Origin of the sequence: Streptomyces naganishii JCM 4654, assembly GCF_014650575.1 — a bacterium.
Classification (GTDB): Bacteria; Actinomycetota; Actinomycetes; order Streptomycetales; family Streptomycetaceae; genus Streptomyces; species Streptomyces naganishii.
In genome coordinates this window covers 1-13,858 of sequence record NZ_BMVF01000036.1, presented here as the reverse complement: position 1 = coordinate 13,858, position 13,858 = coordinate 1, and the positions used below count along the sequence as shown (strand labels likewise).

The window sequence follows — 13,858 nt, the reverse complement described above, 5'->3', positions numbered from 1 at the left end:
ACGTGAGCCGCACGCCGGTGATGCCGACGACGTCGTCAAGGAGGGCCGCTCGTGAGCAGCGCAGCCGATACGGCACCCGCCGCCCCCGCCGCAGGACCCGGTCCCGCAGCCAGGCGGGACCGCACCCACTATCTCTACATAGCGGTGATCGTCGCGGTCGCCCTCGGCATCCTGGTCGGATTCGCCGCGCCGGACTTCGCCAAGGAGCTGAAGCCGATCGGCACCGGCTTCGTGAACCTGATCAAGATGATGATCTCGCCGATCATCTTCTGCACGATCGTGCTCGGCGTCGGTTCGGTGCGCAAGGCCGCGAAGGTCGGCAAGGTGGGCGGGCTCGCCCTCGGCTACTTCGTCGTGATGTCGTTCGTGGCGCTGGCCATCGGCCTGGTCGTGGGCAACCTGGTGCACCCCGGCAGCGGCATGCACCTGACCGAGGCGGTCAAGGGCGTGGGCCACGCCCAGGCGCAGGCCGCCAGCGAGGGCCCGGTCGACTTCGTGCTCGGCATCATCCCGACCACGCTGGTGTCGTCCTTCACCGAGGGCCAAGTGCTCCAGACGCTGCTGGTCGCGCTGCTCGTCGGGTTCGCGCTCCAGGCCATGGGCCGCAGGGGCGAGCCGATCCTGCGGGGAGTGGAGCACATCCAGCGGCTGGTCTTCCGCGTCCTCGCCATGATCATGTGGGCCGCGCCGATCGGCGCCTTCGGCGCCATGGCCGCCGTCATCGGCGAGACGGGCGTGGACGCCCTGAAGGCCCTCGCCACGATCATGCTCGGCTTCTACGCGACCTGTCTGCTGTTCGTGCTGGTGGTGCTGGGCGCGCTGACCCGGGTGGTGGCCGGCGTCAACATCTTCCAGCTGCTGAGGTACCTCGGCCGTGAGTTCCTGCTGATCCTGTCCACGTCCTCGTCCGAGTCCGCGCTGCCCCGGCTGATCGCCAAGATGGAGCACCTGGGCGTGAGCCGCCCGGTCGTCGGCATCACCGTGCCGACCGGCTACTCCTTCAACCTCGACGGCACCATGATCTACCTGACCATGGCCTCGCTGTTCATCGCCGACGCCATGGACCAGCCGCTGTCCATCGGCCAGCAGATCACGCTGCTGCTGTTCATGATGGTCGCCTCCAAGGGCGCCGCCGGTGTCACCGGCGCGGGCCTGGCCACCCTGGCCGGCGCGCTGCAGTCCCACAAGCCCGCCCTGGTCGACGGGGTCGGCCTCATCGTCGGCATCGACCGCTTCATGAGCGAGGCCCGCGCCCTGACCAACTTCGCGGGCAACGCCGTGGCCACCCTGCTGATCGGCACCTGGACCGGCGAGGTCGACAAGGACCGGGTGCGGCGGGTGCTCGCGGGCGAGCTGCCCTTCGACGAGCGCACGCTCGTCGACGACGCCGAGGACGCGGGCGCCGGGGCCGGTGTGCCCGGGCAGCGGGAGGACGGCGAGAAGGAACTCGCCAAGGCCTGACACCCCACCCGCTCCGGACGTCCCGCCCCGCCTGAACCCGGGCCGGGCGTCCGGCCGGACCCGAGCGGCCGGACCCACCCCCGTGGGCCCGGCCGCTCGGCCTTTCGCCGTGCCCGGCCGCTCGGTCTTTCGCCGTGCCCGGCCGCTCGGCCTTTCGCCGTGCCCGGCGACCGGTCGGTCTTTCGCCGTGCCCGGCCGCTCGGCCTTCGCCGTGCCCGGCGGCCGGCCCGCGCCCGGTCAGCCGTCGAGTCTCGTCACCAGGGCGCCCGCGAGGGAGGCGGGGACCCCCGCCGCCGTCAGCACGGTGACCGCCGCCGAGCGGCCCGCCTCGGAGGGCGGCAGGAGGCCGTCGTTCACGGCTTCCATCACGGCGAACATGATCTGTTCGTGCACGTAGGCCAGGGCCGGCGCGGGGAGCGCGGAGCTGAAGACGCCCTGGTCGAGGCCGCGCTGGAGGAGTTCCACGGAGGACTTGCGGACCGGGGCCAGGCGCTCGCGGATGCCCTGCATGGTGACCGTGCGCTGGGCGAGCGCCACCAGCAGCCGGTAGCGGTCGGCGATGTGCCAGACCGCCAGCACCGAGCGGGCCACCGCCTCCGCCGGGTCCTCGACGCCCTCCCGGCCGGCCGCGTGGGCGGCGGCCAGCGCGTGCACCGCGTCGTCGACGAGGGTGCTGATCAGCGCCTCGCGGCTGGGGAAGTGCCCGTACACCGTGCGCCGTACGACACCCGCGGCGCGCGCGATCTGGTCCATGGACGCGTCCGGGTCGCGCAGCAGCTCGGCGAGGGCGACGTCGAGGATGCGGCGCCGGTTCGCGTCGGCGCGACTGGTGTTACCCGTGGTCATGGCTGACATTGTGCCCTCCCTCGACTTGCACAGCGCTGTGCAGCGACGTACATTGCACATCGTTGTGCAACTGCACGCCGCTGTGCAAGTCCCGTCGCGAACCCGAGGAAGGCCACCCCTGCCATGCGACTCGTCGTCAACGAACCGGCCGGGCGGACGGACCGCCCCTACGCCCGGCGCTGGTGGGCGCTGCTCGTGCTCTGCCTGAGCCTGCTGATCATCGTGATGGCCAACACCGCCCTCACCGTCGCCGCACCCGACATGACCCGCGACCTCGGGCTGTCCGGCGCCGACCTCCAGTGGGTGATCGACGGCTACACCGTCCCGTACGCGGCGCTGATGCTGCTGCTCGGCGCGATCGGCGACAAGTACAGCCGGCGCGGCGCACTCCTCCTCGGACTGGTGGTCTTCGGCGGCGGGGCCGTCTTCGGCTCCCTCGCCGACAGCGCGGCGACCGTGATCGCGGCCCGCGCGGTGATGGGCGTCGGCGCCGCGCTGATCATGCCGGCCACCCTCTCCCTGCTCGCCGCGACCTTCCCGCGCGCCGAACGCGCCCGCGCGATCACCCTGTGGACCGCCACCGCGGGCCTGGCGATCGCGGCCGGGCCGGTCGTCGCCGGGGCGCTGCTGAGGAACCACGGCTGGGCCTCGACGTTCCTGATCAACGTGCCGATCGCCGCGGTCGCCCTGGTCGCCGCCCTCGTCCTCGTCCCGCCGTCCCGGGCCGGCCACCACGACCGCGTCGACCACGTCGGCGGCCTGCTCTCCGTCCTGTGGGTCGGCTCCCTCGTCTACATGATCATCGAGGGCCCGCACTTCGGCTGGGACACCAAGGCCGTCACCGCCGCCGCCGTCGCGGGCGCGGGCCTGGTCGCCTTCGTCCTGTGGGAGCTGCGCCACCCGCGCCCCATCCTCGACGTGCGCCGGTTCGCCGGCCGCCGCTTCGCCGGCTCCAACCTCGCCGTCGCCCTGTTCTTCCTGGCCGTCTTCGGCGCCTTCTACTACCTCACCCAGCACCTGCAGTTCGTCCTCGGCTACGACGCCCTCGCCACCGGCCTGCGCATGCTGCCCCTGGCCGGCGCGGTCTTCGCCGGCTCCGCCGTCACCGGATACCTGACCCCGCGCGTCGGCATGAAGTGGACCGTCACCGCCGGCATGGCCGGCGGCACCGCCGCCCTCGCCCTGCTCACCCGGGTCGACGGCTCCTCCTCCTACGGCGACTTCGTGCTGCCCCTGGTGATCCTCGGCCTCGCGATCGGCCTCGCCCTCTCGCCCTGCACGGACGCGATCATGGGCGCCTTCCCCGAGTCCGAGCTGGGCGTCGGCGGCGCGGTCAACGACACCTCGCTGGAGCTCGGCGGCTCGCTCGGCATCGCCATCCTCGGCTCGCTGCTGTCGGCCTCCTACTCCCGCCACCTCTCCGACGCCACCGCCGGCAGCGGGCTCCCCGCGAACGCCCTGTCCACCGCCCAGGACTCGGTGGGCGCCGGATACGCCGTCGCCCAGGGCATCGGCGCCCGGGCCCGGCAGCTCGCCGAGCAGGCCGCCCACACCGCCGACCCCCAGCGGGCCGCCGGGCTCAAGGAGCAGGCGGGGCAGCTCGCCGAGGGCGCCCGGCACATGAAGGACGCCGTCGGCTCCTCCTTCGCCGACGCGGTGGCCCACACCAGCCTGGTCGGCGCCGTGATCCTGGGCGTGGGCACGCTCGCCGTCGCCCTGCTGCTGCCGCGCGGCGCCGCCCCCGAGCCGGAGCCGGAGGCGGCCGAGGAGCCGAAGGAGCTGGTGGGCAGCGCGGCGAACTGAAACGCGCCGTACGTCGTCTCTTACCGCGACGCGCTACCGTGCCGTGCCGGAACCACCGGTGCGGCACGGCCGCAGGCACGTATGGAGGCACGGGGGATGGCGATCGACTGGGACAGGCGCACCTGCGCGCGCAAGGGGCACGTGACCTACGCGCCCGACGACCCCCGGCTGCGCGTCCGGCTGCACGCGGACACCGCACTGGGCGAGGTCTGGCGCTGCCTGCGCTGCGGTGACTTCGTGCTCGGCGAGCCGCACGGCTCGGGGCCCGCGCAGGACGCCCCGCTGGTGCCGCGCGGCAAGGTGCTGCGCGACCTGTTCATCCTGCGCTTCCTCGCGCTGGAGCGGGCCGTGCGCGGGGTGTTCATCGTGCTGGTCGCCGTCGCGGTGTGGCGGTTCAGCAACAGCCAGGACGCGGTACGGCGCCTGTTCAACGAGTACCTCGCCGTCTTCCGCCCCGTCTTCCGCCACTTCCACTACGACCTCGACCACTCGCCGGTCGTCGGCACCATCCAGAAGACCTTCGGCTACAAGCACTCCACCCTCCTCCTGGTCGCCTCCCTGCTGCTCGCCTACGCGCTGGTGGAGCTGGTCGAGTCGGTCGGCCTGTGGTACGCCAAGCGCTGGGCGGAGTACCTGACGGTGGTCGCCACCGCGGCCTTCCTGCCGCTGGAGATCTACGAACTCACCGAGCACGTCAGCCCGGTGAAGATCACCACTCTGGTCCTGAACATCCTCGCCGTCCTCTACATCGCCCTCGCCAAGCGCCTGTTCGGCCTGCGCGGCGGCCGCCGCGCCTTCGAGGAGGAGCGCCGCGGCGCCTCCCTGCTGGAGGTGGAGGAGTCGGCGGGCGTGATGGTCTGACGCCGGCGCTTGCCCTGACGTCCGCGTCAAGGCCTACCGTCGTACGCATGCGAATCGGCGAGCTGGCCGAACGGGCCGGGACCACGACGCGGGCGCTGCGGTACTACGAGTCGCGGGGCCTGCTGCCCGCACGGCGCGACGCGCACGGGCACCGCACCTACGACGAGCGGGACCTGCGGCTGCTGGCGCAGATCAGGACGCTGCGGGACTTCGGGTTCGACCTGGAGGAGACCCGCCCCTTCGTGGAGTGCCTGCGTGCCGGGCACCCGGAGGGCGACTCGTGCCCGGCCTCGCTCGAGGTCTACCGGCGCAAGCTCCAGGAGCTCGACGCGCTGATCGGCGAGCTGAGCGCGGTGCGGGCGCAGGTCGGCGCGCAGCTCGACCGGGCCGAGCGGGCGCGGGCGGAGCTGGCCGCCGAGGCGCTGGTTCCGGGAGGTCCGGAACCCGTGTGCGAACTGGGAGGGCGGGAGCGGTGATCAGGGCGAGCGGTGTGGACGAGGTGACCGACGCGGACTTCGGGGACCGGGTGCTGGGCTCGGAGCTGCCGGTGCTGGTGGAGTTCACCGCGGACTGGTGTCCGCCGTGCCGGCAGATGGGGCCGGTGCTCAGCGCCCTGGCCGCCGAGGAGGGAGACCGGCTGAGGGTGGTCCAGCTGGACGTGGACACCAACCCGGAGACGACCAACGCCTACAAGGTGCTGTCGATGCCGACCTTCATGGTGTTCCAGGGCGGTGAGCCGGTGCGGTCGATGGTGGGCGCCCGGCCGAAGCGGCGGCTGCTGGAGGAGCTCTCCCACGTGCTCTGAGCCGGAGTCGCGCCGTATCCAGGCGTCGAATGGCGAAAAGAAATCCCCCGGGCGATTGCGTCCGGGGGATTTCTCTGCGTATATTCGGTGGTTCGTGACTTCCAGTGAATGGAGTCACAAAGAAGCTCAGTGAGCACAGTGTATCCGGGCGGGAGCGGAATTGTCAAACACCGAATTCACGGACGGCGAATTGCGGCGTGAGCAGGAATTCATCGACGGCCTGTACGCGCGCGTGGACGTCCTGCGCGGCGACACCGAGGCCGGTGTCAGCGACGCCCTCGCGCAGGGCAGCACGCCCATGCAGGCCCGGCTGGAGCGGGACATCATGGTCGCCGAGCGCTCCGGACTGCTCGCCGCGCTGAACGCGGTGGACGGCTCGCTCTGCTTCGGCCGCATCGACCTCGCCGACGGCGCCACGCACCACATCGGCCGCATCGGCCTGCGCGCCGACGACGCCGAGCGCACCCCGGTCCTCGTCGACTGGCGGGCGGACGTCGCCCGCCCCTTCTACCTGGCCACCGGCCACACCCCGATGGGCCTCACCCGCCGCCGGCACATCGCCACCGAGGGCCGCCGGGTCACCTCCCTGCACGACGAGATCCTCGACCTCGGCGACGCCACCCGCACCGGCCACGAGGACCCCACGGGCGACGCCGTGCTGCTGGCCGCGCTGAACTCCGCGCGCACCGGCCGCATGGGCGACATCGTGCGGACCATCCAGGCCGAGCAGGACGAGATCATCCGCGCGCCGCACCGCGGGGTGCTGGTGGTCGAGGGCGGCCCGGGCACCGGCAAGACGGCCGTCGCCCTGCACCGGGCGGCCTACCTCCTCTACGAACACCGGGAGCTGCTCGCCCGGCGGGCCGTGCTCATCGTCGGCCCCAACCCCGCCTTCCTCGGCTACATCGGCGAGGTGCTGCCCTCCCTCGGCGAGACCGGCGTGCTGCTGGCGACCGTGGGCGAGCTGTTCCCCGGCGTGAAGGCCACGGCCGCCGACACCCCCGAGGCCGCCGCCGTGAAGGGCCGCGCCGCCATGGCCGACGTGCTCGCCGAGGTCGTCCGGGACCGGCAGGCGCTGCCCGACCCGGTGATCGCCATCGAGCACGACCGCGAGGTGCTGATGCTCGACGACGGGCTGGTGGGCGTCGCCCGCGAGCGCACCCGCGCGGCGAAGCTGCCGCACAACGCGGCCCGCGAGCACTTCGAGGGCCACATCCTCAACACCCTCACCGACATGGTCGCCGAGCGCATCGGCACCGACCCCTACGACGGCTCCAACCTCCTCGACGCGAGCGACATCACGCAGATCCGCGACGAGCTCGCCGAGAACCCCGAGGTCTGGTCCGCCATCGACCAGCTGTGGCCGAGGCTCACCCCCGAGGGCCTGGTCGCCGGCTTCCTCGCCGACCCGTACGGGTACGTCAGCGACGAGGACGCGGCCGCGATCCGCCGCCCGGTGACCCGGGCCTGGACCGTCGCGGACGTGCCGCTGCTCGACGAGGCCGCCGAACTCCTCGGCGAGGACGACCGGGTGACCCGCGCCCGCGCCGAACGCGAGCTCGAGGCCCAGGTCGCGTACGCGCAGGGCGTGCTGGACGTGTCGTACGCGTCCCGGACCTACGAGTTCGAGGACAAGGACGACGAGGACAGCGAGGTGCTGTCCGCGCACGACATCATCGACGCCGAGCGGTTCGCCGAGCGCCAGGAGGAGACCGACCACCGCAGCGCCGCCGAGCGCGCGGCCGCCGACCGCACCTGGGCGTTCGGGCACATCATCGTCGACGAGGCGCAGGAGCTGTCCCCGATGGCGTGGCGGCTGCTGATGCGGCGCTCGCCGACCCGCTCGATGACCCTGGTCGGCGACCCCGCGCAGACCGCCGAGGCGGCCGGCGTCGGCTCCTGGGCGGGGATCCTCGAGCCGTACGTCGAGGACCGCTGGGAGCACACCCGCCTCGGCGTCAACTACCGCACCCCGGCCGAGATCATGGAGGTCGCCGCGGCGGTGGTCCGCGCCGAGAACCCCGCCTTCGAGCCGCCGAGTTCGGTGCGCTCCACGGGCGTACGGCCCTGGGCCCGCGCCACCGACGACCTGCCCGGCGCGGTCGCGAAGGCCGTCGCCGAACTCACCCCGGCCGAGGGCCGGCTCGCGGTGATCGCCCCGCGCGACCTGCACCGCCGCCTCGCCGCCCGGCTGGACGGGGTCACGGCGGGCGCCGAGCCCGACCTGACGCGCACGGTCGTGCTCCTCGACCCGCGCCAGGCCAAGGGCCTGGAGTTCGACTCCGTCCTGGTCGTCGAGCCCGCCCGCTACGGCACCAGCGACCTCTACGTGGCCCTCACCCGCGCCACGCAGCGGCTGGGCGTCCTCCACACCGGGGCGCTCCCCGGGGCGATGGCGGACGCCCTGGCCTGACGCGGCCACGCGGCGACCGGGCGCGCCGCCCGCGGGTCAGGCCGGCCTGAGCCACACCGTCGCCAGCGGCGGCAGGGTCAGCCGGATGCTCGCGGGCCGGCCGTGCCGGTGCTGCGGCTCCGGCTTGACCGGGTCCGGGTGCACCACGTCGCTGCCGCCGTAGCGAGCCGCGTCGGTGTTCAGCACCTCCAGCCAGGCGGGCACGTCATCGGGGACGCCGATCCGGTAGTCCGGGCGGACCACCGGCGCGAAGTGGCAGACCGCCAGCAGCGGGGTGCCGTCGGCGTCGCGGCGCAGGAACGCGAACACGTTGTCCTCGGCCGCGTCCCCGGTGATCCACTCGAAGCCGTCCGGGTGCACGTCCCGCGTCCACAGCGCCGGGCTCTCGCGGTAGACGGAGTTGAGGTCGCGGACCAGGTCCAGCACGCCCCGGTGGTCGGCGGCGGCGCCGTAGTTCGGGTCGAGCAGCCACCAGTCCGGGCCGCGCGTCTCGGACCACTCCGCACCCTGTGCGAACTCCTGTCCCATGAACAGCAGTTGCTTGCCGGGATGGGACCACATGTAGGCGAGGTAGGCGCGCAGGTTCGCCCGCTGCTGCCACCAGTCGCCCGGCATCTTCGACACCAGCGAGCCCTTGCCGTGCACCACCTCGTCGTGCGAGATCGGCAGTACGTAGTTCTCGCTGTAGGCGTACACCATCGAGAACGTCATCTCGTCGTGGTGGTACTTGCGGTGGATGGGGTCGTGGCTCATGTACTGGAGCGAGTCGTGCATCCAGCCCATGTTCCACTTCAGCCCGAAGCCCAGGCCGCCGAAGCCGCTCGGGCCCCGGTGGTGGGTGGCCCGGGTGACCCCGTCCCAGGCCGTCGACTCCTCCGCGACGGTCACCACGCCCGGCACCCGCCGGTACACGGTCGCGTTCATCTCCTGGAGGAAGGCCACCGCGTCCAGGTTCTCCCGGCCGCCGTGCTCGTTCGGCGTCCACTGGCCCGGCTCGCGGGAGTAGTCCAGGTAGAGCATCGAGGCGACCGCGTCCACGCGCAGCCCGTCGATGTGGAACTCCTCGCACCAGTACAGCGCGTTGGCGACCAGGAAGTTGCGCACCTCACGGCGCCCGAAGTCGAACTCCAGGGTGCCCCAGTCGGGGTGCGCCGCCCGCAGCGGATCGGAGTGCTCGTACAGCGGGCGGCCGTCGAACTCGGCCAGCGCCCAGGCGTCCCGGGGGAAGTGCGCCGGCACCCAGTCCATGATCACGCCGATGCCCGCCCGGTGCAGCGCGTCGACCAGGTACTTGAAGTCGTCCGGGCCGCCCAGGCGCGCGGTGGGCGCGTAGAAGCCGGTGACCTGGTAGCCCCAGGACCCGCCGAAGGGGTGCTCCGCGACGGGCATCAGCTCCACGTGCGTGAAGCCGAGGTCCTTGACGTACGCCGGGAGCTGCTCGGCCAGCTCACGGTACGTCAGTCCCGGGCGCCAGGAGGGGAGGTGGACCTCGTAGACGGAGAACGGCGCCTCGTGCGCGGGCCGTTCGGCACGGCGGGCCAGCCACTCCTCGTCCCGCCACTCGTGGTGCGAGGCGTGGATCACCGACGAGGTGGCGGGCGGGACCTCGGTGCGGCGGGCCATCGGGTCGGCGCGCAGGGTGTGCGAGCCGTCCGGGCGGGTGATGTCGAACTTGTACAGCTCGCCCTCGCCGATCCCCGGCACGAACAGCTCCCACACACCCGTGCCGCCCAGCGAGCGCATCGGATGGCCCGTGCCGTCCCAGAAGTTGAACGTCCCGGCCACCCGCACGCCCCGGGCGTTGGGCGCCCACACCGCGAACCGGGTGCCGCTCGCACCCTCGTGGACCGTCGGATGCGCCCCGAGCGCCTGCCACAACTGCTCGTGCCGGCCCTCGCCGATCAGGTGCAGGTCCAGCTCGCCGAGCGTGGGCAGGAACCCGTAGGCGTCCTCGGTGTCCAGCACCGTCCCCTCGTACGCCACCAGCAGCCGGTACGCCGGTACGTCCGCCAGCGGCAGCGCGCCCGAGAAGAAGCCGTCCCCGTCGTGCCGCAGGTCGGCCCGCTGGTCCCCGGCGACCACGGTGACGCCGAGCGCGTACGGCCGGAACGCCCGGAAGGCCACCCCGCCGGGCACCGGGTGCGCGCCCAGCACCGAGTGCGGATCGTGGTGCGTGCCGGCGAGCAGGCGGTCCCGGTCCTCCTGGGAGAGGGCCACGGCGGTGGCGGGGATCTCGGGCCGCGCCCCTGCTTCCGCTGTGACCGCCGGTGCGCGGGTGGCGACGGCCTTCTTGGCCACGGCCTTCTTCGCCACGGCCTTCTTGGCCACGGCCTTCTTCGCCACGGCCTTCTTGGCCACCGTCTTCTTCGCCACGGCCTTCTTGGCCGGGACCTTCTCGGCGGCGGTCTTCTTGACGGCGGTCTTCTTGGCCGCGGTCTTCTTGGCGGGCGCCTTCTCGGCGGTCTTCTCGACTGTGCTCGTCCTGGCGGCGGTCTTCTTCGCCGGGGCCGGTTTCTCCGCCGTCTTCTTCGCGGTCTTCGCCGCGGTCTTCTTCACCGCCTTCTTCGCGGGCGCGGCCGCGGGCTGCCCGGCGCCGGTGCGCTCGGGGCCGGCGGCGCCGGCCGGCTGCTTCGGATCCGAACCGCTGGACGGGGTGCGGGGGGTCACGGGCGGAGCCTCCTCGGCGAAGGGCAGGACAGGGCGGGGGGAGCGGGGCGGCGGGTCACGAGTCGCCGGTGGCCAGGCGGCGCACGGCGGACAGCGGCACCGGCAGCCAGTCGGGGCGGTGCCGGGCCTCGTAGAGGACCTCGTAGACGGCCTTGTCCGTCTCGTAGGCCCGCAGCAGCACCGGCTCGGTGCGCGGGTCGCGGCCGCCAACCTCGGCGTACCCGCTGCAGTACGCGGCCCGGCAGGCGGCGGCCCACTCCGGGGCGGGCGGGCCGCCGGCCGAGTGCGCCGCGTAGTCGAAGGAGCGCAGCATCCCGGCGACGTCCCGGACCACGGGCTGCGCCATCCGCCGCTCGGCCAGCGGTTTCGCCGGTTCGCCCTCGAAGTCGATCAGCCACCACTGGCCGGAGGGCGAGCGCAGGCACTGGCCGAGGTGCAGATCGCCGTGGACGCGCTGGGCGGTCCAGGTGTGGCCCTCGCGGGCGAGGTCGGCCAGGGCCTCGAAGGCGGAGTGCAGCCCGGGGGCGTAGGGCCGCAGCGTGGGCACGGCCTGCGCGGCCGCCTCCAGGCGCTCGGTCATGCCGGCCACCATGGACTGGAGCTGGTGGTGGCCGAGGGTGACGGTGGGCAGTGCCCGGGCCAGCGCGGTGTGCACCTCGGCGGTGGCGCGGCCCAGCGCCCGCGCCTCGGCGCTGAAGTCCTCGCCCTTGGCGAGCTCCCGCAGGGCCAGCTCCCAGCCGTCGGACGCGCCCTGCACGAAGGGCTGGAGCACGCCCAGGACGTACGGCTCCTCGGCGCCCGAGGGGGGCTCGGCGGTGATCCACGCGGTGGGCGGGGGGACCCGGGAGCAGCCCTCGCGGGCGAGCGCCAGCGGGAGTTCCAGGTCGGGGTTGGTGCCGGGCAGGACCCGGCGCAGCAGCTTGAGGATGAACGTATCGCCGTAGACGACCGAGGAGTTGGACTGTTCGGCGGTCACCACCCGGGGGACCAGGTCGGGGCGTATCTCCTCGCGCCGCTCGAAGCGCAGTTGGCCGATCCGGGCGCTGGTGCGCAGCGCCTCCAGGATCACCTCGGCGGGGCGGGGGTCGTACAGGGCCTCGTAGACCGTGCGGCCGGCCAGGGGGCCCTCGTGCACATGGCCGATCAGCGCGGGCGCCAGCCGCGGGGGCAGCGCCTCGCGCACGCCTATGAGCAACTGGTAGCAGTCGCCGGGGTGGGGCACCGTGCCCTGCACGGGCTCGAGCGGCTGGTGGGCGCGGACCAGCAGGTGGTACAGGCCCAGCTTGCCGTCGGCCGGCAGCAGCTCGGTGGCGGCGACCAGTGAGAAGCCCGTGACCGGCCGCCCCTTGCCCGCGAACCACCGCTGGCGCGGCAGCCACTCGCGCAGCAGCGGGTCCAGTGACGCGAGGAGACCGGGGCTGCCGGTGACGGCGGAGCGGGTGGGAGCTTCCGGCATGGCTTCCGACATGGCGTCGCGTCCAATCGCTGGTCGGGTGTGACTGACGCGTGCCCACGGGCGGGGCAGGGGAAACCGCCCCGCCCCGCCCCGGGCGTCAGGCGGCCGCGTCCGCGCGCAGCCGGAACCAGTAGAAGCCGTGGCCCGCCAGCGTCAGCAGGTAGGGGAGTTCGCCGATGGCGGGGAAGCGCACCCCGCCGAACAGTTCGACCGGGTGGCGGCCGTGGAACGCGCTCAGGTCCAGCTCGGTGGGCTGGGCGAACCGGGAGAAGTTGTTGACGCACAGCACCAGGTCGTCCTCGTACTCCCGCAGGAAGGCGATGACGGCCGGGTTCGACGACTGGAGTTCCCGGTAGGACCCCAGCCCGAAGGCGGGGTTCTGCTTGCGGATCTCGATCATGCGGCGGGTCCAGTGCAGCAGCGACGAGGGGGAGGACATGGAGGCCTCGACGTTGGTGACCTGGTAGCCGTAGACCGGGTCCATGATGGTGGGCAGGTAGAGGCGGCCGGGGTCGCAGGAGGAGAAGCCGGCGTTGCGGTCGGGGGTCCACTGCATGGGCGTGCGCACGGCGTCGCGGTCGCCGAGCCAGATGTTGTCGCCCATGCTGATCTCGTCGCCGTAGTACAGGATCGGGCTGCCGGGCAGGGAGAGCAGCAGGGCGGTGAACAGTTCGATCTGGTTGCGGTCGTTGTCCAGGAGGGGCGCGAGGCGGCGGCGGATGCCGATGTTGGCCCGCATGCGCGGGTCCTTGGCGTACTCCGCCCACATGTAGTCGCGTTCCTCGTCGGTGACCATCTCCAGGGTCAGCTCGTCGTGGTTGCGCAGGAAGATGCCCCACTGGCAGCCGGTCGGGATCGCCGGGGTCTTGGCCAGGATCTCGGAGACCGGGTAGCGGGACTCACGCCGTACGGCCATGAAGATGCGGGGCATGACCGGGAAGTGGAAGGCCATGTGGCACTCGTCGCCGCCGGAGGCGTAGTCGCCGAAGTAGTCGACGACGTCCTCCGGCCACTGGTTGGCCTCCGCCAGCAGCACCTTGTCGGGGTACTGGGCGTCGATCTCCTTGCGCACCCGCCTGAGGAACTCATGGGTGGCGGGCAGGTTCTCGCAGTTGGTGCCCTCCTGCTGGTACAGGTACGGCACGGCGTCGAGGCGGAAGCCGTCGATGCCGAGGTCCAGCCAGAACTTCAGCGCGGAGATCATCTCCTCCTGCACGGCCGGGTTCTCGTAGTTGAGGTCCGGCTGGTGGGAGAAGAACCGGTGCCAGTAGTACTGCTTGCGCACCGGGTCGTACGTCCAGTTCGACGCCTCCGTGTCCACGAAGATGATCCGGGCGTCCTGGTACTGCTTGTCGTCGTCGGCCCACACGTAGTAATCCCCGTAGGGCCCTTCGGGGTCCTTCCTGGACTCCTGGAACCACGGGTGCTGGTCGCTGGTGTGGTTCATGACGAAGTCGATGATGACGCGCATGCCGCGCTGGTGGGCGGCGTCGACGAACTCGACGAAGTCGGCGAGGTCGCCGAACTCGGGGAGCACGGCGGTGTA

The 13,858-nt window shown here is 72.6% G+C and carries 10 protein-coding genes; 6 read left to right on the top strand and 4 right to left on the bottom strand.

Annotated elements, in window-relative coordinates:
• Nucleotides 1-51 precede the first annotated feature (51 nt).
• Nucleotides 52-1,461, top strand: coding sequence for a cation:dicarboxylate symporter family transporter (locus tag IE217_RS33950; protein WP_190181811.1), 1,410 nt, complete (start codon nt 52-54; stop codon nt 1,459-1,461).
• 237 nt (nt 1,462-1,698) lie between these two features.
• On the opposite strand, the gene IE217_RS33945 is transcribed toward IE217_RS33950, so the two are convergent.
• Nucleotides 1,699-2,316 (bottom strand): TetR/AcrR family transcriptional regulator, encoded by a 618-nt coding sequence (locus tag IE217_RS33945; protein WP_190181810.1) that lies wholly within the window; start codon nt 2,314-2,316, stop codon nt 1,699-1,701.
• 114 nt (nt 2,317-2,430) lie between these two features.
• On the opposite strand from IE217_RS33945, the gene IE217_RS33940 reads away from it, so the two are divergent.
• From IE217_RS33940 to IE217_RS33920, 5 genes are all read left to right on the top strand, one after another.
• A complete protein-coding gene (locus tag IE217_RS33940; protein WP_190181809.1) occupies nt 2,431-4,110 on the top strand; it encodes an MFS transporter in 1,680 nt (559 codons plus the stop codon).
• A gap of 96 nt (nt 4,111-4,206) precedes the next feature.
• Complete coding sequence (locus IE217_RS33935) at nt 4,207-4,971, top strand: DUF2127 domain-containing protein (protein WP_190181808.1); 765 nt, start codon at nt 4,207-4,209, stop codon at nt 4,969-4,971.
• Between the two features lie 47 nt (nt 4,972-5,018).
• The gene (locus IE217_RS33930; RefSeq protein WP_190181807.1) at nt 5,019-5,447 is read left to right on the top strand and encodes a MerR family transcriptional regulator; all 429 of its coding nucleotides are present in this window, start codon (nt 5,019-5,021) and stop codon (nt 5,445-5,447) included.
• On the top strand, nt 5,444-5,776 hold the full coding sequence (locus IE217_RS33925) for a thioredoxin family protein (RefSeq protein WP_308432804.1): 333 nt from the start codon (nt 5,444-5,446) through the stop codon (nt 5,774-5,776). Before IE217_RS33930 ends, IE217_RS33925 begins: the two co-directional genes overlap by 4 nt.
• Nucleotides 5,777-5,966: 190 nt before the next feature.
• Nucleotides 5,967-8,189: a HelD family protein gene (locus IE217_RS33920; RefSeq protein WP_190181827.1), complete on the top strand. Its 2,223-nt coding sequence runs from the start codon at nt 5,967-5,969 to the stop codon at nt 8,187-8,189.
• Nucleotides 8,190-8,225: 36 nt separating this feature from the next.
• Here IE217_RS33920 and glgB read toward each other — a convergent pair whose 3' ends face one another.
• From glgB to treS, 3 genes are all read right to left on the bottom strand, one after another.
• Nucleotides 8,226-10,856, bottom strand: coding sequence for a 1,4-alpha-glucan branching enzyme (gene glgB / locus IE217_RS33915; RefSeq protein ID WP_190181806.1), 2,631 nt, complete (start codon nt 10,854-10,856; stop codon nt 8,226-8,228).
• Nucleotides 10,857-10,911: 55 nt separating this feature from the next.
• The gene (locus IE217_RS33910; RefSeq protein ID WP_190181805.1) at nt 10,912-12,312 is read right to left on the bottom strand and encodes a maltokinase N-terminal cap-like domain-containing protein; all 1,401 of its coding nucleotides are present in this window, start codon (nt 12,310-12,312) and stop codon (nt 10,912-10,914) included.
• A 97-nt stretch (nt 12,313-12,409) separates the two neighbouring features.
• Nucleotides 12,410-13,858: maltose alpha-D-glucosyltransferase (gene treS / locus IE217_RS33905; protein WP_190181804.1), on the bottom strand; the 1,449-nt coding region annotated here is incomplete at its 5' end.